The following is a 24555-nucleotide window of genomic DNA, read 5'->3' on the forward strand; positions in this document are numbered from 1 at the left end:
GCTTTCTAAAATATGGTCTAGAGAAATTCGAAATGATTGATAATCAAGGGGTTTCCTTTGGGCTTACCGAAGTAAAAGACCTGAAACTAATCGATCACAATAACCTTAGTATATCAGAGGTTATCGCCATTGAAAATGCCTTGAATTATAAAGCATCCTATATCTACTTCAGGAGGTTCAAAGATCGGCCAGCAATACCACAAGTTTACATATATGATTTCACTTCTGGCAAGGAAGTTGAAACGGACGAGTTAATTACATTACACCAGCGTCTCTACAGTTCCGGGCATGTTCCGATGTTTTTTGTTTTCTCTCAATCAAATGTGAGAATCTTTAATTGTTATGAGCGACCGGCAAGGGGTAAGAAATTGATTTATAAACCTCTTGAAACAATTCAACTTGCATCTGATGTCTTATTCAAGCTTGACGAGGATGAGAACGAAAGGAAATTCAAAGCATTTTCGGGAAAAATTTTTGACAACGGTACATTTTGGGAAGTTTCTCCGTACAGTAAAGAGTTCCTATTTGGTAATAGCGCTTATGAGAAGCTACTAACTGAGTTAAAGCAAGCTTTAAGAGACATTGTTGCCCTTAAGATTCTACCAGCTCGTGTTAGCCGGAAAATCATGGTTGTCTCAATCTTAATTAAATATCTAGAAGAACGCACCGATGACTTTAATAACTCTGTTTTCCCAAGAGCTAATGAGGAGCGTAAGGCCTTAGTAAACGGGAAGAGAAAAAAAATTAAGTACAAGAAAAGTTTTTTCGAAAAATTTGCAAAAGGAGCTACTAAATTCACTGACGTTCTTAAGAGTAAGGGTTCGGCTGTCAAATTGTTTGATTATCTAGCAAAGCACTTCAATGGAGGTGTATTTCAATTTTCAGAAAGTGAGAAAGGGGCGTTGAAAAAAAGTGACCTTACACGATTTGCGCATTTTCTGGAAGGTGAACTCGCAGGGATTCAATATGTATTTTGGAAGTTATATTTCTTCAATGATCTACCAGTTGAGTTAATCAGCAACATCTATGAAGAATTTCTAGAAAAAGAGCCAGGCGTTGTTTACACACCTCCATATCTAGTTAACTTTTTACTAGACGAAGCTTTACCCTTGGCTGACTCCGAGACCGATTTTAAAGTTTTAGACCCAGCCTGTGGTTCGGGGGTATTTTTAGTTGGAGCCTATAGAAGGTTGGTATATAGGTGGAGAAGAAATAATAAATGGAAGGACCCAAGTTTAGCTACGTTAAAAAGACTGCTAAAAGAGAATATCTATGGATCGGATAAGGATCCAGATGCAGTTAATCTTTCTATTTTTAGTTTAAGCCTTGCTTTGTGTGACGAGCTCACCCCTTTACAGATTTGGGAGGACTTAGAATTTGATGCACTGTATAACCAAAATCTTTTTGACTCAGATTTTTTTGACCTGATACTTCAGAATAAATTCAAGCGATCAACTTTTGATTTAGTGATTGGCAATCCACCGTTTGAAGCAAAGCTTACTCAGCCTGCAAAGAAAATTGACTCAGAGAACTATAAAAATAGGTTGCTATTGGTGACTGAAGGTGAGGGCGCAAAAAGCTTAAAAGTCAAGTTACCAGATAATCAGATTGCACTTCTCTTTTTAGAAGAGTCAATAAAACTCACAAAACAAAATAGCCTCGTTTGCCTGATTCAGCCATCGGGCCCATTGTTGTATAATAATACGTCTTCAGAATTTAGACGATGCCTCTTGTTAAAATATGATATCCCTCAAATTATAGACTTTACTCATCTTAGTAGGGTTCTATTTGGAAAAAATGGAGATGTTGCAACTGCAGCCATCTTTGTAAAGAATCAACCGGCTAAAGACAAGGGATTGCTGCACATAACAGCACGAAGAACCAAGCCCAATAAGGAGAAAATATTTTTTGAGTTGGATGCATACGACTTTCATTATGTACCAAGAAAGCTAGCACTTTATGATAATTTTATTTGGAAAGCCAATTTTCTAGGGGGCAATAGAATACACCAGTTTATTAAAAGGTTGTCACATCTAAGAACTCTAGGAGAATTTATCATTGATAAAAAGTGGATATCTGAAGAGGGATTTATGGTCGGAGGTAAAAAGGCTCACAAGAAAGCTGAGCATCTGACTAATAGTCGATCGCTGCCTGCAGATGCATTTACAGAATTAGGGATAGATAATGTGAGGATTTATGAATTGAAAAATAAACTTTTCTACTATTTACCTAACCCCAAAATTTTTAAAGCACCTCACCTACTTATAAAGGAAATAATCTCTAATGATAGAATCCCTGTTGAGTTTAGGGCTGATGATTTAACGTTCCAGAGTAGAATTGTTGGAATTCATGCTCCTAATAAAGATGTATCAGAATTAAAAAAAGTAGAGAAGTCAATCAAAGACAATAAACTCTACCCATTCTACATTGCGGCCACAAGCGGTCAATATTTGATAAATAAGTCTTCGGCAATTTTAAAGCAGGATATCGACAATTTGCCATTTCCGGAGAATCTAAGCGATTTAGGTTTAGACGCTTTCGAGAAGATTCTGCTCGATGATTTTTGGAATCATTTACTCGAATTTAGACGCTATGGTGAGACTTCTCAAATAGCCACTAAAAATGTTACCAGAAATGATCTTCTCGAATATGCAGATGTCTATTGCAAGGTTTTGAATTCTGTATATTCCAATTTAAAATACTCAGATCCCTTAGAAACAAATTCTTATATATGCTTCCCGTTTTACTTTAACAAGAAACCAACAATTAAATTTGACGATCCGGAAACTGCAGAGCAGAGCATCGAAAAATTGGTTATAAAGACATCGGGAGTAAGTTTAAGATTAACTCGCATAGTTAGATTGTATCATGATAACATCATCTATATCATTAAGCCAAAAAAGCTTAGGTTTTGGATTAAATCAATAGCATTAAGAGATGCAGATGAGACATTTTCGGATTTGAGGAAACAAGGTTTTTAATGCTATCTGATTCAACTATATACGACAGTGGTGGAACTCTTTCTTCAGGAGTTGAAAATAACAGCTCAATAAATGCAGTAATCACTTTTATTAAAGAGCATTTTGACCATTTCGCTGAGCAAAATAAAGGACAAACATCTATAAACGAGAAAGGATTAACCCAAAAGCTATGCATCTTTTTAAATCGAAGTGCTCGAGAACAGCCGTTCTTTTTTCATTCTGAATTTATGGAAGATGTCAATATTGGAACGAGTGCACAAGTGGATATTGGAACGCTATCGTACTCTCAAACCATAACTATAGTTGACAGAGATTATAGTGATGACGATAGTTTTTTCTCAATCGAAGCAAAGCGACTTCCAACTCCAGGAACTGGCCGTGAAAGAGAATATGTTATTGGGGAATCGAAACCATCTGGCGGTATTGAGCGATTTAAAAAGGGCTTACATGGAAGTAGATTGAAATTCTCTGCGATAATCGCATATGTTCAAAAGGAGAATTTTGATTTCTGGTTTTTAAAAATCAATTCCTGGATTCAGGAGCTTGCAAAACAGGATCAAGAAGGCTTATGGAGTAATCTTGATCAACTAAACAAAACTTCGAATGTTAAAGATTCGGCAATAATGTTGGAATTGTCATCTACTAACTCTAGAAAAGCTCCAGACCAACAGCTAGATTCGATTCAACTTTTTCACTTTTGGATTAGCCTTGTGTAAAATGGAAAAAATTTATTACTCGCTTCTAATCTGAATTCAACACATCGTATTGCTATAATTCCGCAAATGGTTAATCGCAACGTCAACATATTTGTCCTGAAAGAGTTTCTTTTTCCGATCAGACCAATTATGAATTGTTCTTATGATATCTTCATTTTTTAATGATTTATCCTTGCTAACAAAATCCACTGTTGCCAGTATTTCAAGAGATAGTGCAGATTGAAAGCCGTCTATAATTTTTGTAAGATTTTTTATGATGTTCTTTTGATCTTCGGATAATTCTTTCTTCACATACTCGCTTACTTCTTGCAATTTGTCGTACTGCAGTTCCAGAGGTTCAAAAGCTTTCGCATTCATTTGCTCCAAACCCTTAAGGTATTTTCCGTTAATATTGTGAAGCATGTGCTCCACCTGAACAGTGTATGGTCCATATCGACTTGCCTCAAATCTTAAGTTAGAGAAGCTTTTCTCTCCTAATCTTCTGAGAAAGTAAGCAAGTTTGTTTGCAACAAATAAGCTTGTGTCTTCGCCAAAGCTTTCATAGTAAAACATCATATACAGAAGCATAGCTCGAGCGTGTGTCAGCTTAGCTTCCTTTTTACTGTCTTGCTGTTTAATTAGCTCCTTTACAGCTTCATTCGGTTCGTAAATTAGAATGTCAACATCTGTTAAATGTCCAAGGTATTTTTCCATTAAGCCTCGAACTTTTTCCCACTTGAGCCCACCATTTCCGCACCCTAAGGGAGGTATTGCTATGCTTTTGATATTTTCTTGCCTAACAACATTCACAAGTTCTTGTAGACCTTGTTCGATGTAATCATACTTTGATTTTAAATGCCATAGAGTCTTGGTTGGGAAGTTTACAATAATTTTTACCCCTTCGAGTATTGGTTCCTTTACGACTAATAGCTTGCCCGGCGTAAGCTCACCACGCTTGCATACGTCAATATACGCCCTGTAATTATTTGGGAACGCCTCTTTAAATTGCAACGCAATGCCTTTGCCCATAACTCCAACTGTATTGACAGTATTCACAAGAGCTTGTGTCTTTGCATCTAATAGGTTGCCTTTAATGTATTGCATTTGTAAACTTTTGTTATTCAATAGTAGTAATAGTTGTTGCCCGGATTCACTTTAACTTGGATTTGCAGTTCTAAATCCTCAACAATTTCTTGAGCCTTAGCAAGTGCGGATGCATCATAAACAATAATTTGTTCTACACAGTCAACCGGCGCATAATCCTTTACCAAGAATTCTGCTTGTTTTCTCCGCACCCTGTCAATATCATTAACATCATTTCGCCAATATCGTTCGTCAACGATACTCCAATCAACCTCATCTAAATCTTTTAGATCATTGTAAAATTCCGTTAACGATACAGTCTTAGCATGACCGTCAGTAAAACACCACTCTTCACATTGAGCAACGACATCACTTAATCGACAACAGATATATATTATTTCACGCTGATGTCTTTTTGTAACATCTCTTTGACCCGTCTTAATGTTTAGCAGCATTGGTGAAAGCCTACCAAAATAAAACGGTACATAATCTCCTAAATTACCACCTGGAGGATCAATACCTACAGCATAGACATTTCTTTTATTTATAAGCCCCCTATCACCAATATCAATATAGTTAGGGTCTGCCAAATTGTGCGATTTAGTACAAATCCCATTTGCAAGGAGATGCCGCAAATTGTTAATATGAATTATGCGATATAGTCTAATAATGTTAGGACTCTTCCCTGGCATCTACTCAAATTGAGGTTATATATCTGAAAGGTATATATAAAGATTACACATCGTGGTGACAATCTATGACAAACGCTAAAATTACGAGATACATCTAATATTTGGTAAATACAGACCACACTATTGGCCACACTAAACGAAAAAAGCTCTGGAAATCAGAGCTTTATTTCGCACTTTAGTACCTCGGGCGGGACTTGAACCCGCACGACTATTACTAGCCACAGGATTTTAAGTCCTGCGTGTCTACCAATTCCACCACCAAGGCAGGTTGTGAAACCTATTAAAAATAAACCCCTCTCTGTTGAAGAGAGGGGTTTGAGCGGGAAACGAGACTCGAACTCGCGACCCCGACCTTGGCAAGGTCGTGCTCTACCAACTGAGCTACTCCCGCTTGTCAGCCAAACCCTTAAAGTCTGGCTTTTTGGTCATTTCTTGCTGAAATGGGATGCAAATTTAGTCATGCTTTCTAAAAATGCAAATATCAGAAAAATAAATTCTCAGGCTTTTATAGAAGACCCCTATGCTTAGCTACTGGTTTTTAACTCTTCAAATTCCCTGCGCAGCTGTGCTGCCTCTGTTTTATTTTTAGAATATTTAATGTGCTTAGGCACTTCTTTTAAATCCCAGATTAGACCTAATGCTTGAAAAGTTTTAAGCACATAGTATGTAATGTCAATCTCCCACCAGAAGAAACCTTGTCGCGCAGCGGTCTCGTAATAATGATGGTTGTTATGCCAGCCTTCGCCTAACGTAACCAGCGCCAGCCAAAGACTGTTCCTACTTTCATCGTTTGACTCGTAGCGTTGAGTGCCCACCTTGTGCATAATGGAGTTAATAGAAAAAGTAGCGTGGTACAAAATCACCGTACTTAAAAAGAAACCGATCAGGAGGGTAGACATGCCTGCAGAAGTAAACATGTCCAGAATACCATCGCCATTAACAATCCCACCCAGGGCGGTTACAACAACGGCTAAAATAACTGGTGGCACGAGGTAGTGTTTATTTAACCAAACCAGTTCAGGGTATTTGGCATAATCCCCTATTACTTTATAATCTGTCTTCTTAAAATCCGGACCTACTATCCAGCCAATGTGCGAATACCAAAAACCATAAATCTTCATGGAGTGAGGATCGGCCGGTGTATCGCTGTGTCTGTGATGATGGCGGTGGTGTGCTGCCCACCAAAGTGCTCCTTTTTGTGCAGTAGTTTGTGCCATAAAAGCAATGACAAACTGAAACCAACGTGAAGTTTTATAAGACTTGTGGGCGAAATAGCGGTGATAGCCTCCCGTTACCCAAAACATACGCACTACATAAAGCACTGCACAAACAATCCAGTCAAACAAAGTAGCCCCTGTTAACAGTGCCAATAATGGCAACATGTGCACAAGTGCAAAAGCAATTTCTTGTCTTAAAATAGGTTTGCTCCTGGCCTCAGGAACCATGGCATTTTCCGTCATCACAATTAATTTTTGAAAGGGCTAATTTCGCATCTAATTCTTAATAACATTCCTAATCAGCAAATAATTCTGAATAAAATCGCCTTAAACACTTTGAAAAAACAATTTACTCTGCATGCACAACAAACGGTAAGCCTACTGGTTTTAAGCGTATCTTTGTAGTCTTAATTAGTATGAATCACGCTCAGACCATATCGCACTATCAACCCATGCTGCACGCTATTGCCCAAAACCTGGTAAGGTGTACAGCAGATGCGGAAGATATTGTGCAAGAAACTTTTCTAAAATGGTTAAGCATTGATCAGACAAAAATTGAAAATACTAAGGCCTACCTTATTAAAGCAGTTACTAATAACTGCCTAAATCACCTTAATTCGCTTAAGAAAAAGAAAACCGAGTATCTGGATGCTATTCATATGCCGGAGTTTCTGCATAAGGCAATGGAGATTAATTTCTCTAAAATGGACCTCGATGCTAACCTTAAAGCAGCTTTTAAAGTACTTAATAGTAAGCTTGAACCTTTAGAAAGAGCCGTTTTTCTGCTAAAAGAGGTGTTTGACTTTGATTATGAAGCTGTTCAAACTACTCTCAATAAAAAGAAGGATCATTGTCGCCAATTGCTAAGCCGGGCTAAAAAGAAGCTAAACGAAGAGCGCTCCAAAATCAATTTTGAAATGCCTGATGCAACCCAGATGATGGAAAGCTTTAGAAGAGCTTGCGATTTAAATAATGCCTCAGATTTCGTTTTAGCGCTTAAAAACGACCTTTAAGCCTTTTCAAAAAAAATATTCTCCATTCTGTCACAAATCGAAAATCTGTTTGTCTTACAGGACATTCAAGTCGTATTTAGGCTTGTTTGATTTTGTTTAACATTTTAACTTTTTCCTAACAAATGGAAGTCATTCTCATCTTTTTTGCAGCACATTGGTATTTGTCGCTGTTCTTTCAAACCTTCTTTTTGCATCGCTATGCATCGCACAAGGCATTTACGATGAACAAGACCACAGAAAAAATCTTTTACATGCTTACCTGGTTTTTTCAAGGTTCAAATTATTTAAGCCCTTACGGCTATGGCGTTATGCACCGTATGCACCATGCTTATGCGGATACTGAGAACGATCCACACTCGCCCAAATACGATGAAACCATTTGGAACATGATGTGGAAAACAAAAACGATCTACTCTGACATCGCGAATAAGAAAATGATTCCGGACGCACGTTTTACAGAAGGAGTGCCTAACTGGGAAGCCTTCGACAAATTTGCGCGCTCATGGCCATCACGCATTTTCTGGGGTGCTGTTTATATTTCTGTTTATGCAGTGTTTGCTACACAATGGTGGTTATGGTTATTGTTGCCACTTCAGTTTTTAATGAGCCCAATACATGGCGCAATTATCAATTGGTTTGCACATAAGTATGGTTACAGAAATTTCGAAGTAGGCGATACATCACGCAATTTCTTGCCTACTGACTTTTTAATGATGGGCGAAAGCTACCATAACAATCACCATAAAAACGGTTCAAGTGCAAACTTTGGCGGCATCCGCTGGCACGAGATTGATCCTACTTATCAGGTAATAAAAATCTTGAACGCTTTTAAGATTATTAAACTAGTTAAGCACAAGGAAATAAACCTCGAATCCGTTAAAAAGGCTGCATAACAGTCTAATAAAGAGATTATTATGAGCAAATAAGAATATGTGGTTTATTCTGCATACCTTTGTTCATTAATTATTTTAACACATTATCACAAATGAAACAAGGAACAGTAAAGTTCTTTAACACAACTAAAGGTTTTGGTTTTGTTAAGGAAACAGCAACAGGTGAAGAATTTTTCGTTCACGTATCAGGTCTAGTAGACGAAATCCGTGAAAACGATGCTATCACTTTTGAAGTACAACAAGGAAAGAAAGGCTTAAATGCCGTTAAGGTTCGTTTAGCCAACTAATTTTATATTAGTAACAAAACAAAAAAGCCCCGCCTCATAACGGGGCTTTTGATTTTCCACCCCACAACAAAGCAGACCTTCGTGGGCGAATTACACGATTCCCAATAATCAGGTAATTTTAGCAGGGGACGCCTGAACACGCACTCGTATCAATTCGGACGAGAATTCTGCCTGGTGTATTTTTGATTTTGATATAAAAACAAGTGACATTCCACGATTTCAACTTTGATGAGCGTTTGGCTGAAGGCCTCGACTCAATGAATTACCAAAAGCCTACACCCATACAAGAGCAGGCTATTCCCCTTATTTTAGAAGGACATGATTTGATTGCTTGCGCCCAAACAGGTACAGGTAAAACCGCAGCTTATATTTTGCCTGTCGTGCACCGCATGATACGCGGAGATCATAGACATTTAAATACACTCATTATTGCGCCCACACGCGAGCTTGCACAGCAGATTGATCAGCAAATTGAAGGCTTCGCTTATTTTACGGGGGTAAGTTCAATACCTGTTTATGGCGGAGGAGATGGCGCAACCTGGGAACAACAGAAACGTGCGCTTGAACAAGGTGCAGATATTATTATTGCCACCCCAGGGCGTTTAATTGCTTTATTAGCATCAGGCACAATTGACCTTACTCACTTACAACATTTAATACTAGATGAGGCCGATCGCATGCTCGATATGGGCTTTTACGATGATATAGTAAAGATCATCAGCTACCTCCCTAAAAAAAGACAAACACTTCTTTTCTCGGCCACTATGCCGCCTAAAATCAGGCAGCTGACAAGCAAAATTTTGCACGAGCCTAAAGAAGTAAACATTGCTATTTCAAAACCTGCAGCGGGCATTTTACAACAGGCATATGTTGTGTACGATGCACAAAAGATGCCGTTGATCAAGCACATATTAACAGCAGATACCTATAACAGTGTGATCATTTTCTGCTCAACAAAAGATGGAGCCAAAGCCCTTGATCGCTCATTTCAAAAAGAGGGATTGAAAGCAAGCGCTTTTCATTCCGACCTTGAACAATCAGAGCGTGAAGAAATTATGCGCGCTTTTAAGAGCAAGCAAATCAATATTTTAATTGGCACTGATGTGCTTTCAAGAGGAATAGATGTTGATGGTATTGACCTTGTCATTAATGCAGATGCTCCACCTGATCCGGAAGATTACATTCACAGAGTAGGGCGTACTGCACGTGCTGAGCGCACAGGTACAGCCATCACTTTAATAAATGACAGAGATCAACGCAGATTTTTCAGTATAGAAAATCTGATAGGGCAAGAGATAATAAAATTGCCCATTCCGGCAGCACTTGGTGAAGGACCTGTTTACGAGCCAGAAACTAAAAAGAAAAGTACTTTTAACAAAGGCGGCAAAAAGTTTGGCGGGAAAGGTAAATTTGTAAAGCGCAAGTAGTTGGAATAGGTGCGCTGCTAAAATATTATTACTGATCGAAACTAACGTTCAATGAGATTTAACGTTTACTGGCTGATGTATCGGTGTTATGTTTTATTGGTGTTGCTTTTTTGTGACGCTGCATCTTCTGTAGCACAGTCCTCCGATGCTTTAAATAATAGTTCAGCATTATCACAAACCTCCGTTTATCAATGGACCGGTGAGAATGGGTTAATTTCCAATAATATTACTTCGGCCATACAATCCAGTGAGGGTTTCATGTGGATCACAACGTATAATGGTATTATGCGTTTCGATGGTCAGCGTATAATTGTATATGATCGTGGTGTGCTTCCATTTTTAGCGACTGATGCCTTTTATCAGGTGTATGAAGACAAGAAAGGTGTGCTTTGGTTTGCATCGCAAGGCAGCGGTATTGTTTTGTACCAGGACAAAAAATTTAAACTGCTGGAAGTAAGTGGCGAAAAAATGCCAAAGTCTGTGCGATCCATACTAATAGAAGATGATGGGAGTGTTTGGATTGGATCAAATAATGAAGGCTTGTTTAAAATGACAAAAGGTGGTGAGCTAAAGCGCCTTGATCATGCAGTACTTAACACACTTACCATTTTTGATATAACCAAGGATAAAAAAGGTAAGGTTTGGATAGCTACAGATGGTGATGGTTTATTTTCATTTAATGGAACACATCTTGAACACTTCGATCAGCTTGATGGCTTATTGAGTAATAATGTAAATACACTCGCTTTATCAAAAGGTGACACACTTTATGTAGGCACCGCAGATGGGCTTCAAACTATTTGTAACGGTAAACTTCGGACGGTAAATTTTTTGAAGAATATCCCCATTAATGATATTTATATAGATAAAGAAAATAGAAAATGGTTTGCTACAGAAAATGGCCTTGCCAGAATTAGCGGGAATAATGTTGCTGAAGAGTTGACCAGTCGAAAAAAAGGATTCGCATACACTAGACTAAACTCAATTAGTCGTGATAGAGAGGGTAGCATTTGGATTAGTTCAGGCCGCGATGGATTGTTGCAAATGCGTGAAACTGGTATTATGAATGTATCCGAGGAACAAGGCCTTTCAAATAACCGAATCAATATTGTAGTTGAAGAAGCAAACAAAACCCTTTACATTGGCTCAGATGCAGGAACTGTTGATAGATACACAAACGGGGAAATAACAAGTATTGTATTTAAAACTGATTTGAAGGAAGCCGCCATTCGGGATATTTGCGAGGGCGCTAATGGAACACTATGGATAGCTTCCTACAGAGGTATTCTTAGAATGCAGGGTAAGTCAGAGAAATTACTTGGCGAGAAGGATGGATTAACAGCCATTGATATGAGGAGAGTACTTCGCGATAAAAATAGTGATCTCTGGTTTGCTTCTCGATCAGGAGGGTTATTCAAATTCTCTCAAAAATTGAATCGTGTTATAAAGCACTATAATAAAGATCAGGGACTTGAGTCGAACTACATTTTATCATTAGAGGAAAATAGTAAGGGCGATATATATGTGGGTACACATAGTGGTGGTTTAACTATTATTAAAAATGATGGGAGTACAAACACATACCATATTTCTAAAGATGATGCTGGCGTTTTGATTTTTAATATTCATCTGGATAAAGATGGTAACGTATGGGTGGTTAGTAATCTTGGCTTATACCGCTTTAATAATGGTGTGTTTAAAAAAATCAGACTTCAGGCAATTAATAAAGGCGAAACTTATTTTGATTGGTTGGAGGACAATGATCACAACGCATGGATTACCACTAACCTTGGTGTATTGAAGATTGAACACACAGATCTTCAAAATTTTTTCGCAGGCAGAGATAGCGTTGTGCACACAAAGCTTTACGACAATCATGACGGAATGAAGAATAAAGAGTGTACGGGCGCAACACGCTCTCTTGTTTCAAGCAACGGTGACTTATGGATACCAACCCTTGGAGGTATAGCGGTATTCTCTCCGGATAAAATAGTTAGTAATGCTCTTCCTCCTCCGGTATATGTAACTGATTTAATTACAGATAGTGAGACATTTGTATCCGATACAGTAATTGTTGAACCTGGAAATCTCCGGTATATCTTTAATTACACAGCATTGAGCTACACAGCACCCACGAAAATAAAATTTAAATACAGACTTGAGCCTATAAATAAAACTTGGGTAGAGTCGGAAATGAAACGTGATGTAGAGTATACAAACTTATCGCCAGGTACATACACTTTTAGGGTAATGGCCTCCAACAATGATGACATTTGGAATACAACTGGGGATAGCAAGGTCTTGATTGTAAAACCTTTTTTCTATCAGACAGTATGGTTTTATATCATTTGTTTTTTAGCAGTAGTTATTTTGCTTTACACTATTTATCAGTGGAGGATTTATGTGGTGGAGAAGAGAAACAGAGAATTGAGAAAGCTAAATTCAGAGCTCGATAGATTTGTATACAGTGCCTCTCACGATTTACGAGCACCATTAGCCTCAATCCTTGGATTAATAGCGGTGGCAAGATTAGATAAGTCGAACAATGTAGAGGAATACCTCAATTTAATTGAAAAAAGTATTCACAAGTTAGATGGTTTTATCCGCGATATTATTGACTTCTCACGCAACTCACGCTTGGAACTGGATACCGAGCCTATCAAGTTCGAATCAATGATACACGAAATAATCGATGAACTTAAGTATATGGATGAAAGGGGGCTCATTAGAAAAATTGTGGAGGTAAACGGAAGTGGAGATTTCTGTACAGACAGAAAACGATTAGCCATTATTCTTCGCAATTTAATTTCAAATGCTTATAAGTATCATAATCCATACACTGAAGACAATTTTGTTCATGTAACAGTTAAATATTCAGGGCAGGAAGCAACAATAAAAGTGGCCGATAGTGGTATTGGTATTTCTGAGGAGCATTTGTCTAATATCTTTAAAATGTTTTACCGGGCCAACGAAAACAACAATGGTTCAGGTCTTGGTTTATATATTGTAAAAGAGACGGTTGAGAAATTAAAGGGTAGCATAACAGTTCACTCTGAGCCTAATCAAGGAAGTACCTTTGAATTAAAATTGGTGAGTATAAAACCAGCCTCCTAGCTTATATCCACTTGTTCAGTGGCGTACGATTTTCTACTTTTGATTACCCATGGAAAATCAAACATATGTTATTTTATTTTATGGCATCATTGGCTTTTTAATGCTTCTCATTGTTATCACTGCTATTATTTTTTTTCTTATACGCAGACATTACAAAGCTCGTTTTTTCATTTTAGCACAACGCCTCACTGCAGCCAGTTATCAAAAAGAGGTTGATTTGGCTATTACCAAAGAACACGACCGTATATCTCAGATAATTCATGATGAGGTGGGGAACAAACTCATTGCATTGCTTTATGAGTTTGAGAGACATTTTCAAAAAGGCACATTTGGCGAGAATGGATCAGATATGTTGTGGCAACTCACAAGGGAACTTAAGGATCGCATTAGAGATACCCGTGCTTTAGTCAGGGCTTTTTCAAGTTCCGAATTAAACAGTAGTGGTATCGTTACAGACTTGGATCATTTTTGTAAGAACAAAGACGGTTATCAAGGGGTAACCGTTACACTAGCTGGTGTATCAGGCGCAAGACGTTTTGAATTGAAACGTGAAAAGGAATTAGTGGCAATGGTGAAGGAACTTGTTTACAATAGTTTGAAATACAGTGGATGTTGGCACATTGACGTGGCGCTTACCTGGACAAAGGACAGCCTTATTGTTGAAGTGAGTGATGATGGTTACGGCTTGTCCAAACCTGGTAGCAGGGAATACAAAATATCAGGTCTGGTAGGTATGCGTGAGCGCTGTATTGCCATTGACGCAATATTTAAGGTTGAACACCCAGAGCGTGGAACGCGTGTATTAATTACGCTACCAATCTAATCAGAGAATTCCGTTTTTCTGAACGTATGCAATTAACTCAATAGTAGTTTGTGTTCGTGTTAACTCCATCATATCGCTCTTGTATGAATTAACGGTATTTACGCTCATGCTAAGTTTTTCCGCGATTTCCTTTGGTGATCGTCCTTTAACCAAAAGCTCGAGCACTTGCTTGTGTCGGGGCGCAACATTAATGTCTGGTAGCTGTGCTGTTTTTTGTGGATTGGCATTAATAACTTTTAACACAGATGGAGCGAAATAATTAACACCACTCATCACTGTCTGGAGCGCTAATTCAAGCTGAGCGGGTTCAGTGTCTTTTAATAAAAAACCATGAATACCCAATCGATAAAGTGTGAGTATGAGCGCATCGCCATCATGATTGGTCAGCATAACTATGCGAATATTTGGTTTGGTTTTAAGAACCACCTGTGCTACAGAGATGCCATTGCGTATTGGCATGTTTACATCGAGTAGCAAAAGCTCATAATTATTTTTCTCAAGCATCAACAGTGCTTCTTCACCATTAGCTGCTGTGTCTATTGCATCAACCCACGACCATTTACGCATCAGCTCTGCAAGCGTTGTACGTAAAAGCTTTTCATCTTCACACAATAATATCGAAGCTCGGTTAGGCATTATATTTTTTGTTTGGCATAAAACTAATGCAAAATTCAAGAGTAAGTATACCTTAATTTTAAGGTACATCATAAATTAGTTTTTTGTGTTTTTAATTTATAAGCTCGAGGCACATTACCTTATTTGTAAGGTAAATGCTTAATGGTATTGTTAAATAGATGAATTGCAATTATCGTTGCTAAAGTATGCTGGCCAGCACGTGTGTAATTAAACATTATTTTAAAATTATGAGAAAGATTATTTTATTACTCGTTGTTATGTTTTTTGTCTCATGTGAAGATAACTTCAATTTTGGAGATGACACTTGTATTGATTGTGGCGATGAAATACCACTACCTCCTGGTAAGGGAGGTGGGAACCCACCGCCACCACCGCCACCACCACCGCAGAGCCGATATGATTTGGGTTATAGCACAGGAATCAGTGATGCAGTATTGTTGTTCAACTCAACGTTTATGGAAGTTCCTTGTACTTTAGGATCTCCTGATGAAGAATGGGGATTTGATGATGAGTATGAGCAATACTATTCTCAAATTGATAACTCTACAACAAGAAAATGTTTTGCAACAACAAATAGTCAAAAGCAGGCATTTAATGATTTCATCATTCAATACAGAGCTAATTTGCAAGCAAAAATTGATGCTGGTTTGGATGTGCTTTTTAATCAAGGTTTACTGAATGGATTCAATTATAAACTACTTGAATATAGTGTCAGTTATGGCATAAACATGCCGTAGGATCGTCATTAAGTTTGATATATAAAGTCTAAAACAATAAAGGCGAGTAACACTCGCCTTTATTTATTTTTGTATTAAATATGTTTCTTACTTTTCTTTGGAAGCTTCTTTCGCTTTTCTTGTTGTAATAGTAAGCACTTCAGCATTGTCTTCGTAATCGGCAACAATGGTTCCGCCTTCTTCGATTTCACCTTTCAGAATTTCTTCGGCTACCGGATCTTCCAGGTATTTCTGAATTGCCCTGTGAAGTGGTCTAGCGCCAAATTGATGGTCGTAGCCTTTCTCAGCCAGAAAATCTTTTGCCTTATCAGTTAATTCAACATGATAACCGATTTGGGTAATACGATCGAATACTTTCTTAAGAATGATATCGATGATTTTGTGTATGTGCTCACGTTGCAGTGAGTTGAATACAATTACGTCATCTAAACGATTCAAGAATTCAGGGCTGAAGGCACGCTTCAATGCATTCTGAATAGTTGATTTCATCGTCTCTTCTTCATTCTCACGTTTAGCAGCAGTAGCAAAACCAATTCCTGAACCGAAATCTTTCAAGTCACGAACACCAATGTTAGAGGTCATTATGATAATGGTGTTACGGAAATCCACTCTACGTCCTAAACCATCAGTTAATATACCATCGTCTAGCACCTGAAGAAGTATGTTAAATACATCCGGGTGAGCCTTCTCGATTTCATCCAACAATACAACTGAGTAAGGCTTACGTCTTACCTTCTCGGTAAGCTGTCCGCCTTCTTCATAACCAACATAGCCTGGAGGTGCTCCAACTAAACGAGACACAGAGAATTTCTCCATGTACTCACTCATATCAATTCTGATCAAAGAATCTTCTTTGTCAAAAAGGTAAGTAGCCAATACTTTAGCCAATTCAGTTTTACCTACACCCGTTGGACCTAAGAATACAAAAGAACCAATTGGTTTTTTAGGATCCTTTAAACCAACTCTTGTGCGTTGTATCGCTTTAGTTAATTTTTTAATGGCCTGATCCTGACCGATCACCTTTCCAGAAAGCTCATCACCCATGTTGAGTAATTTGTTGCTTTCTTTCTGAGCAATACGTTTGGTCGGGATGCCCGTCATCATGGCGATAACGTCTGCAACGTTATCTTCATTAACGGTATACTTTTCAGTTTTTGTTTTCTCTTCCCACTTGGTTTTCGCAATCTCTAATTGCTCAAGCAGTTTCTTCTCTTTGTCGCGAAGTTGCGCAGCTTCCTCGTATTTCTGACTCTTAACTACGCGATTTTTCTCTTTCTTAATTTCTTCGACAGCTTCTTCCAACTTCACAATCTCTTCAGGCACGTGTATGTTGTTAATGTGTACACGTGCTCCAGCTTCATCCAATACGTCAATAGCTTTGTCTGGTAAATAACGATCGCTGATGTAGCGGTCTGAAAGTTTTACGCAGGCATCAATTGCTTCTTTAGTATAAACTACATGGTGATGCTCTTCGTATTTTTCTTTGATGTTGTCCAGAATTTGAATGGTTTCTTCTACGGTAGTAGAATCTACCATTACCATTTGGAAACGTCTTGCCAAAGCACCATCTTTTTCAATGTACTGACGGTACTCATCTAATGTAGTTGCACCAATGCATTGTATTTCTCCACGTGCCAGGGCAGGTTTAAACATGTTAGATGCATCAAGCGAACCGGAAGCACCACCAGCACCCACAATGGTATGAAGTTCATCAATGAAGAGGATCACATCCGGAGATTTTTCCAATTCATTCATTACAGCCTTCATACGCTCTTCAAACTGGCCGCGGTATTTTGTACCGGCAACAAGTGATGCGAGGTCGAGTGTTACAACACGTTTACCGAAAAGTACACGCGAAACTTTCTTTTGAATAATACGCAAAGCCAAACCTTCGGCAATAGCAGTTTTACCCACACCGGGTTCGCCAATAAGGATAGGGTTATTTTTCTTTCTACGTGAAAGAATCTGGGCTACACGTTCTATTTCTTTTTCGCGGCCAACGATAGGATCAAGTTTACCGTCTTCGGCTAATCTTGTTAAGTCGCGGCCAAAGTTATCAAGTACAGGCGTACGTGATTTTTCTGTTCCTTTCTTTTCGCCACCACGTTGCGCACCTTGTCCACCACCAGCGCCAAAGATTTTAGACGAATCATCATCCGGATCGTCAGTGTCTTGTGAAGCGGTAGGTCCGTCTGCCTGGTATTCAAGCATTTCTTTAACAGTTTCGTATACAACATCGTAACGACTTAATAACTGTGATGCAAGGTTATCCTTGTCGCGAAGTATAGAGAGCAATAAGTGCTCTGTACCAATCAACTGTGCTTTAAATATTTTGGCTTCCAGGTAGGTGATTTTCAAGACCTTTTCTGAAGCTTTTGTTAAAGGAATGTTAGTCAGATTTTTTACGTCTGGGGCTTGTGAGGCTGTGCCTTTAGAAATCTTCTCGATTTCGGCACGCAGATCATCAAGGGGTACCCCAAGTTTTTTAAGCACGCCTACTGCTACGCCTTCGCCTTCGCGAATAAGACCTAACAATAGATGCTCAGTGCCTATGTAATCGTGACCGAGTCTGAGTGCTTCTTCTCTGCTGAGGGAGATAACCTCTTTAACGCGGTTAGAGAATTTTGCTTCCATATTAAATTGGAGTGGATGTTACTGTAAATGTAAACTTTTGCTTTAATTTTTAATGAAGATCGTGTTCTTTTTGACTGATTACCGATGCTACTTCAAATCTCTAAACGCAGGCTCTTTGTTAATTGTTCATTCGACTTCTTTTAGATATGTAAGTGCCTGCGGTCCAGTGCAAAAAATGAGATCGATAATGCTGAGGTTATTGACAAAAGTGTTGCCAAAAACCTGAGTGTAGGGCTTAAAGTGAGGTTCATATTTGATTAACCCCTTTTTTTTCGCAGAAATAGCATTTCTTAGATCAATTTCACCTAGAGGTGTTGCTTTCTCATACGCCAAACTTTCTTGTATTTGGATTTCTAGTTTCAACCATTTGAGACACAATGTCAGCAAGCTCATATTTAGTTCATACAAATATGGGTATTGCTTAAACAAAACCGTATGAAGTGCATCAGCATAGTATTCAAAAAAGGGTGCTTTCGCATAAGCAGCTTGAATGCTTCGCCAATGGTTATTAAGCCATTTTTGTGAATAATCGATGCCTACTTCGGTAATCAGGCTTTTAAAATGACCATTAGACCCTGCGTTAGATTTACTGCTAAGCGGTACAATTAAGGTTTGTGGACCTTGTGAGGTATTGATAACGCATCGGCTACGGTAACTTTGTTTAATGAAATGCTCATGTCGCTCAATGGTAATTACATTATGCTTTGCGAGGGTGGTAAAGTATTGTACTGATGGGAGGTAGTGGAGTTCTATTAGGCAGGAGGACATGGGAGATTTCAAATTTCAAATTCAATATTTAAGAATCATCACGTTTACTTAAGCATTCTTTTTATTCGCCTCGCCCTACCCTCTCCAGAGGAGAGGGTTAAAAGAGCTATAGTAAAAGACATTGATATAAGTATAAACTTTTAGCGTAGTAATTCACCCAGACCTTGACGTATAATATAAGGTTCGGCCTGCGTAAGATCAACAAAAGTAGAGGGAATGTTTCCTCCGGCTCCACCATCAATTACCAGGTCTACAACATTTTTAAAATCCTCATAAATCTCCTCTGGATCAGTTGTATATTCTTTAATGAGGTCATCATCTTTTATAGACGAAGTAATTAGAGGATTGCCTAACTCTGCCACAATCATACGTGGAATATTATGATTGGGAATTCGGATGCCCACGGTCTTTTTATTGACATCTAAAATTTTAGGCACTTTGTTGCTGGCTTCCAATAAAAAAGTAAAACCACCGGGCAAGTTCTTCTTCAATAATTTGAAAGTGGGTGTCTCCAGGTTTTTTACATACTCGGAAATATGGCTTAAGTCGTTGCATATAAAAGACAGGTCTAACTTCTGCGGTTTTATGTCCAGGATTTTACAGATACGTTCAACGGCCTTTCTATTAGTAAGGTCGCAACCAATACCATAAATAGTATCGGTAGGGTAAACAATGATGCCTCCCTCGCGAAGTATTTGTACTGCACGCGCTATCTTTCTCCCCTCAGGATTTTGCGGATGAATTTTTAAGAGTTCGGCAGGCATGTATTAAAGATAGGATAATCTTGCTTAGTCTTTTATGAAACTTATTATGATTTCTTCAAAGCACTCAGCACCTCGTTTAACTTCAGCAAAGCTTCAACAGGGCTCATGGTGTTGATATCAATTTTTTGAAGAATCTCTTCAACCGCTTTGTGCCGCGGGTCTAATTCGAACAAACTGATTTGGTTGGTTGACTTGGGAAGTTCCTCCAGCTTTTTTCTGGGTTCGTTTTTGTGTTTGTCTTTTTCCAAAAAATGAAGAATTTCATTGGCGCGTAGCACAATCTTATTAGGCATGCCCGCAATTTGCGCAACATGTATACCAAAGCTATGTTCGCTGCCACCGCTTTTCAGCTTGCGCATGAATATGATTTTATCTCCGACTTCACGCACACTTACATTAAAATTCTTCACACGCACTAAATCCTCTGTTAGTTGATTGAGTTCGTGGTAGTGGGTTGCAAAAAGTGTTTTAGGCTTAAAGTCTTTATGGTTATGTAAATACTCTACGATAGCCCATGCGATGGATACACCATCATAAGTGCTGGTACCTCGTCCGATCTCATCCATTAAAATCAAACTGCGGTCACTCAAATTGTTTAGGATGCTGGCCGTCTCAGTCATCTCTACCATAAATGTTGATTCACCTTTAGATAGATTGTCACTGGCGCCAACACGCGTAAACACTTTGTCTACTATACCCAGCGTTGCAGCATCAGCCGGAACAAAACTGCCAATCTGCGCCATCAACACGATCAAGGCTGTTTGTCGTAGCAGGGCAGACTTACCGGCCATATTGGGGCCGGTAATAACCAGAATCTGTTGCGTTTCATTATCGAGGTAAATATCGTTGGGCACATAGCTCTCGCTGATGCTCAATTGCTTTTCAATAACCGGATGACGACCGGATTTTATATCAATAACTTTTGAATCGTTAAGATCAGGTTTAACATATTTATTTTGTCGGGCAACGCTTGCAAAAGAAAGCAGACAATCGAGCATGGCAATGGCCCTGGCATTTTGCTGAATAGGTGCTGTGAAGTCAGCGGCCTGTAAAACCAGATCCAGGAAAAGTTTTTGTTCAATAGCGCCAATCTTTTCTTCCGCACCTAAAATCTTTTCTTCGTAAACCTTTAATTCTTCTGTAATGTAACGTTCGGCATTTACGAGGGTCTGCTTACGAATCCAATCCGTTGGTACTTTGTCTTTATTGGCATTGCTTACTTCAAGGTAATAACCAAAAACTTTGTTATACGATATTTTTAAAGAGTTGATACCTGTTCGTTCGATCTCCCTTTTCTGTGCTTGCAATAGGTAATCTTTACCGCTTCCTGATATACCCCGAAGTTCATCTAGTTCTGCATTAATACCATCTTTAATGATTCCACCCTGATTACTATGGATGGAGACATCGTCACGTAATTCCTTATCTATTTTTTCTACAAGAAATTCGCAAGCGTGTAAAAGATCGCCAACCTTCTGCAATTGTGGGGATGCTTGATCGCTAATTAATTTTTTAATGGGTGCGATTCGTTGCAACGATTTTTTCAACTGCAACAGTTCTCGCGGATTAATTCGACCTACGGCTACTTTAGAAATCAGGCGTTCCAGATCGGTAATGTTCCGAAGCTCTTCTGTTAATTTTTCAGTTAGTTCTTGCTCACTGAAAAAAGTATCAACAATGGCATGACGTTCTGCAATGCTACTTAATTCTTTTAAAGGTAGAATCATCCACTTCCGCAATTGGCGCGAGCCCATCGGAGTGAGGGTGTGATCCAATACTTGTAACAAGGCCACACCACCTTCTTGTTGTGGATTAACTAATTCAAGATTTCGGATGGTAAACTTGTCCAGCCACACGTACTTCTCCTCATCGATGCGGGAGATGGAAGTGATGTGTTGTGTGTCTTTATGTTCAGTAGCTTCGAGGTAATGCAGTATGGCGCCCGCAGCGGTAATGGCTTCAGGCATGTTTTCAATACCAAAACCTTTCAGCGAAGCGGTCTTGAATTGATTTAATAGTTTCTCCTGCGCAAAATCAAAGGCATACACCCACTCATCTAATGCGAAAGTTGAATAAGCATCAGTAAACTGTGCTTCAAGTTTTTCTCTGTTGCTTTTTGCAAAAATAATTTCGGCAGGAGCAAAACTTTGAATGAGTTTGAAAATGTACGTTTCAGAACCTTGCGCTGCAAAAAATTCACCTGTACTGATATCTAAAAATGAAACACCCGTAGCATTTTTTTGAAGAACAACTGAAGCGAGGAAATTATTTTGTTTCCGTTCCAGTACATTGTCATTATAAGAAACACCGGGTGTAACTAGTTCCGTAACACCACGCTTTACAATACCTTTTACCGAGCGAGGATCTTCCAATTGATCGCAGATGGCAACCCTGTGCCCTGCCCTGACAAGTTTAGGGAGATAATTGTCGAGCGAGTGGTGTGGGAAACCGGCAAGTTCGATTTCCGAAGCTGAGCCATTACCTCTTTTGGTGAGCGTGATATCCAGAACCGCTGAAGCCTTAATGGCATCTTCACCAAAGGTTTCGTAAAAGTCGCCAACACGAAAAAGCAATAAAGCCCCCGGATACTTTGCCTTAATGGCATTGTATTGTTTCATTAAAGGGGTTTCGAATGCAGCTGGACCGGCCATAAGCGACAAAGATAAATTTTTCGGCTGTAGGAAGAACAGAAAAGATCAGCAACTCACATCTATTTTTTTATGCAAGTTCATAGGTTGTAATGCCTGGTTCTGTTGGTGCCTGTTTAATCAGTTTGGGGTATTTTCAATATTCGAAGTTTTTAATTTATCAAGGGCGAAATCCTGCTGGCAATATTTTGCATGATCAATCAGCATTACGGTTATTTGTAAAAACACAAGCCCATGCGCATGAGAAAACTTATAGGTATTTTCTGTCTGCTGATAGCCTTATTCGGTTGCCAATTAAATCAAGAAAAGATGAGCGAGTTAGTGAATGATGTCCACTCTTTTTCAAAACCTGCACAAGTACGTGTAACACATTTAAATTGGCAGGCCAAGGTCGATTTCAAAACAAAAACCATACAAGCACAAGCCGATTGGCAGATATTATACAGCAAAGGGGATACATTAATACTAGATACTAAAGGCCTCAACATTAAAGAGGTGAAAGTTGATGGGAAGCAGCCAGCTTTTACTTTAGGAAATGAAGATCCGATACTCGGACAAGCACTTCACATTCCTGTAAATGCTGATTCAAAAATCGTAAGGATAATCTACACCACTTCACCAACGGCAGAAGCCTTGCAATGGTTAAGTGCTCAACAAACGGCAGATAAACAACAACCTTTTTTGTTCACGCAATCGCAAGCCATTTTAGCGCGCTCTTGGTTGCCTTGCCAGGATTCGCCCGGAGTTCGCTTTACCTATGAAGCCGATGTAAAGGTACCCGCTGCGTTAATGGCTTTGATGAGTGCTTCTAACCCACAACAAAAAAGTGAAACTGGCGAATATCATTTTGAAATGAAACAGGCTATTCCTTCTTATTTATTTGCCTTAAGTGTAGGCGATTTTGCTTTTAAACCGATTAGTGAACGCAGTGGTATTTATGCTGAACCTTCGGTGCTGGATACTGCTGTCTGGGAATTTGCCGATCTGGAAAAAATGATTGCAGGGGCAGAGTCGCTGTATGGTGCTTATGCCTGGGAACGTTATGACGTATTGGTGTTGCCTCCAAGCTTTCCATTTGGTGGCATGGAAAATCCGCGCCTCACTTTTGCTACACCCACCATATTGGCAGGCGACCGCTCACTCACTTCTTTAATTGCCCACGAGCTTGCGCATAGCTGGTCCGGTAATTTGGTGACCAATGCTACCTGGAGTGATTTCTGGCTGAACGAAGGATTTACCGTTTACTTCGAACACCGCATTATGGAGAAACTTTATGGTAAAGACTATTCAGAAATGCTAGCAGCCCTCTCTTATGCAGACCTGCAAGCAACCATTACTGAACTGACTAATAGTGGCATGGCAGAAGACACCAAACTGAAATTGAATCTTGTTAATCGTAATCCCGATGATGGGGTTACTGATATTGCTTACAACAAAGGGTATTTCTTTTTAAGAAGTATTGAAGAGCAATTCGGACGGGAAAAGTTTGATGTTTTCTTGAATGATTATTTTAAAGATCAGGCTTTTAAAGTGATGACTACCGAGGCATTCATTCCTTATATACGCAACTACTATCAAAGTAAATTTAAGATTTCTTTGACCGATGAGCTCTTCGATAAATGGATTTTTACGGTGGGACTGCCTGAAGACTGCCCTAAACCACAGTCACTTGCCTTTGAAAAAGTAGATCAAGCACTAAACAGTTGGTTAACTACAAATGAGCTGCCTTCTAAGACCACACAAGAATGGACAACTCATGAGTGGCTGCACTTCTTAAATAATTTGCCTGCTGGATTAAGTGAGGAACAAATGGTGCGTTTAGATCAATTGGGTAAGTTTACGGAGTCTGATAATGCAGAGATACTTTGTGCCTGGCTCGTACAGGCAGTACGTTATAATTATAAACCTGCGTATGTCAAGCTGGAATCATTTCTGGTAAACACGGGCAGACGAAAATTCCTGAGTCCGATTTACCAGGAATTGCTGAAAACAGCGGATGGTAAACAACGTGCACAAGCCATTTATGAAAAAGCCAGGCCGAATTATCACTTTGTGGCTACTAATACTTTCGATGCTATGCTGAAAAAGTAGCGGAAGAGTGAGCTTTGCTGTCGGATACTTAGAGAATCTTTACAATATTTGC

At 39.0% G+C, this 24555-nt stretch carries 18 protein-coding genes and 2 tRNA genes; 10 read left to right on the forward strand and 10 right to left on the reverse strand.

The genetic code is table 11. From position 1 onward, the window contains the following. Nucleotides 1-32 precede the first annotated feature (32 nt). Nucleotides 33-2981 (forward strand): HsdM family class I SAM-dependent methyltransferase, encoded by a 2949-nt coding sequence (locus SanaruYs_RS07505; protein WP_127121901.1) that lies wholly within the window; start codon nt 33-35, stop codon nt 2979-2981. Continuing rightward, nucleotides 2981-3697, forward strand: coding sequence for a hypothetical protein (locus SanaruYs_RS07510; protein WP_127121902.1), 717 nt, complete (start codon nt 2981-2983; stop codon nt 3695-3697). Before SanaruYs_RS07505 ends, SanaruYs_RS07510 begins: the two co-directional genes overlap by 1 nt. 36 nt (nt 3698-3733) lie before the next feature. Here the strand turns inward: SanaruYs_RS07510 and darG are convergent, their stop codons facing one another. The 5 genes from darG to SanaruYs_RS07535 form a co-directional block, all read right to left on the reverse strand. Next, nucleotides 3734-4780, reverse strand: coding sequence for a type II toxin-antitoxin system antitoxin DNA ADP-ribosyl glycohydrolase DarG (gene darG / locus SanaruYs_RS07515; RefSeq protein WP_127121903.1), 1047 nt, complete (start codon nt 4778-4780; stop codon nt 3734-3736). A 17-nt stretch (nt 4781-4797) separates the two neighbouring features. Continuing rightward, nucleotides 4798-5451: a type II toxin-antitoxin system toxin DNA ADP-ribosyl transferase DarT gene (darT, locus tag SanaruYs_RS07520; protein WP_127121904.1), complete on the reverse strand. Its 654-nt coding sequence runs from the start codon at nt 5449-5451 to the stop codon at nt 4798-4800. A gap of 179 nt (nt 5452-5630) precedes the next feature. Beyond that, nucleotides 5631-5716, reverse strand: a tRNA-Leu gene (locus tag SanaruYs_RS07525). 53 nt (nt 5717-5769) lie between these two features. Beyond that, nucleotides 5770-5842: transfer RNA gene (locus SanaruYs_RS07530), tRNA-Gly, on the reverse strand. 133 nt (nt 5843-5975) lie between these two features. Continuing rightward, the gene (locus tag SanaruYs_RS07535; RefSeq protein ID WP_127121905.1) at nt 5976-6911 is read right to left on the reverse strand and encodes an acyl-CoA desaturase; all 936 of its coding nucleotides are present in this window, start codon (nt 6909-6911) and stop codon (nt 5976-5978) included. Between the two features lie 173 nt (nt 6912-7084). On the opposite strand from SanaruYs_RS07535, the gene SanaruYs_RS07540 reads away from it, so the two are divergent. The 6 genes from SanaruYs_RS07540 to SanaruYs_RS07565 all read left to right on the forward strand — a co-directional run bounded on the left by SanaruYs_RS07540 (nt 7085) and on the right by SanaruYs_RS07565 (nt 14225). Beyond that, nucleotides 7085-7681: a sigma-70 family RNA polymerase sigma factor gene (locus SanaruYs_RS07540; protein ID WP_127121906.1), complete on the forward strand. Its 597-nt coding sequence runs from the start codon at nt 7085-7087 to the stop codon at nt 7679-7681. Nucleotides 7682-7803: 122 nt separating this feature from the next. Then, the gene (locus tag SanaruYs_RS07545; RefSeq protein ID WP_127121907.1) at nt 7804-8574 is read left to right on the forward strand and encodes an acyl-CoA desaturase; all 771 of its coding nucleotides are present in this window, start codon (nt 7804-7806) and stop codon (nt 8572-8574) included. Between the two features lie 92 nt (nt 8575-8666). After that, entirely contained in the window at nt 8667-8861 is a 195-nt protein-coding gene (locus SanaruYs_RS07550; RefSeq protein WP_127121908.1) for a cold-shock protein, read from the forward strand. 203 nt (nt 8862-9064) lie between these two features. Next, on the forward strand, nt 9065-10288 hold the full coding sequence (locus tag SanaruYs_RS07555) for a DEAD/DEAH box helicase (protein WP_218022386.1): 1224 nt from the start codon (nt 9065-9067) through the stop codon (nt 10286-10288). 51 nt (nt 10289-10339) lie between these two features. Beyond that, nucleotides 10340-13402 carry a sensor histidine kinase gene (locus tag SanaruYs_RS07560; RefSeq protein ID WP_127121909.1) on the forward strand — a complete coding sequence of 1021 codons (3063 nt, stop codon included), beginning with the start codon at nt 10340-10342 and terminating at the stop codon, nt 13400-13402. 49 nt (nt 13403-13451) lie between these two features. Further along, nucleotides 13452-14225 (forward strand): sensor histidine kinase, encoded by a 774-nt coding sequence (locus SanaruYs_RS07565; protein WP_127121910.1) that lies wholly within the window; start codon nt 13452-13454, stop codon nt 14223-14225. Here the strand turns inward: SanaruYs_RS07565 and SanaruYs_RS07570 are convergent, their stop codons facing one another. After that, a complete protein-coding gene (locus SanaruYs_RS07570) occupies nt 14226-14861 on the reverse strand; it encodes a response regulator transcription factor (RefSeq protein ID WP_160118608.1) in 636 nt (211 codons plus the stop codon). A gap of 227 nt (nt 14862-15088) precedes the next feature. Between SanaruYs_RS07570 and SanaruYs_RS07575 the strand changes: the two genes are divergently transcribed. Then, a complete protein-coding gene (locus SanaruYs_RS07575) occupies nt 15089-15598 on the forward strand; it encodes a hypothetical protein (RefSeq protein WP_127121912.1) in 510 nt (169 codons plus the stop codon). An 87-nt stretch (nt 15599-15685) separates the two neighbouring features. Here the strand turns inward: SanaruYs_RS07575 and SanaruYs_RS07580 are convergent, their stop codons facing one another. The 4 genes from SanaruYs_RS07580 to mutS all read right to left on the reverse strand — a co-directional run bounded on the left by SanaruYs_RS07580 (nt 15686) and on the right by mutS (nt 22382). After that, the gene (locus tag SanaruYs_RS07580) at nt 15686-18232 is read right to left on the reverse strand and encodes an ATP-dependent Clp protease ATP-binding subunit (RefSeq protein ID WP_127121913.1); all 2547 of its coding nucleotides are present in this window, start codon (nt 18230-18232) and stop codon (nt 15686-15688) included. Between the two features lie 126 nt (nt 18233-18358). Then, the gene (locus SanaruYs_RS07585) at nt 18359-19000 is read right to left on the reverse strand and encodes a WbqC family protein (RefSeq protein ID WP_127121914.1); all 642 of its coding nucleotides are present in this window, start codon (nt 18998-19000) and stop codon (nt 18359-18361) included. A gap of 140 nt (nt 19001-19140) precedes the next feature. Then, nucleotides 19141-19764 carry an L-threonylcarbamoyladenylate synthase gene (locus SanaruYs_RS07590; protein WP_127121915.1) on the reverse strand — a complete coding sequence of 208 codons (624 nt, stop codon included), beginning with the start codon at nt 19762-19764 and terminating at the stop codon, nt 19141-19143. A 44-nt stretch (nt 19765-19808) separates the two neighbouring features. After that, a complete protein-coding gene (gene mutS, locus SanaruYs_RS07595; RefSeq protein WP_127121916.1) occupies nt 19809-22382 on the reverse strand; it encodes a DNA mismatch repair protein MutS in 2574 nt (857 codons plus the stop codon). A 270-nt stretch (nt 22383-22652) separates the two neighbouring features. Between mutS and SanaruYs_RS07600 the strand changes: the two genes are divergently transcribed. Further along, nucleotides 22653-24503 carry a M1 family metallopeptidase gene (locus tag SanaruYs_RS07600; protein ID WP_127121917.1) on the forward strand — a complete coding sequence of 617 codons (1851 nt, stop codon included), beginning with the start codon at nt 22653-22655 and terminating at the stop codon, nt 24501-24503. Nucleotides 24504-24555: the final 52 nt, after the last annotated feature.

The sequence above is a fragment of the Chryseotalea sanaruensis genome, from assembly GCF_003990915.1.
GTDB lineage: Bacteria > Bacteroidota > Bacteroidia > Cytophagales > Cyclobacteriaceae > Chryseotalea > Chryseotalea sanaruensis.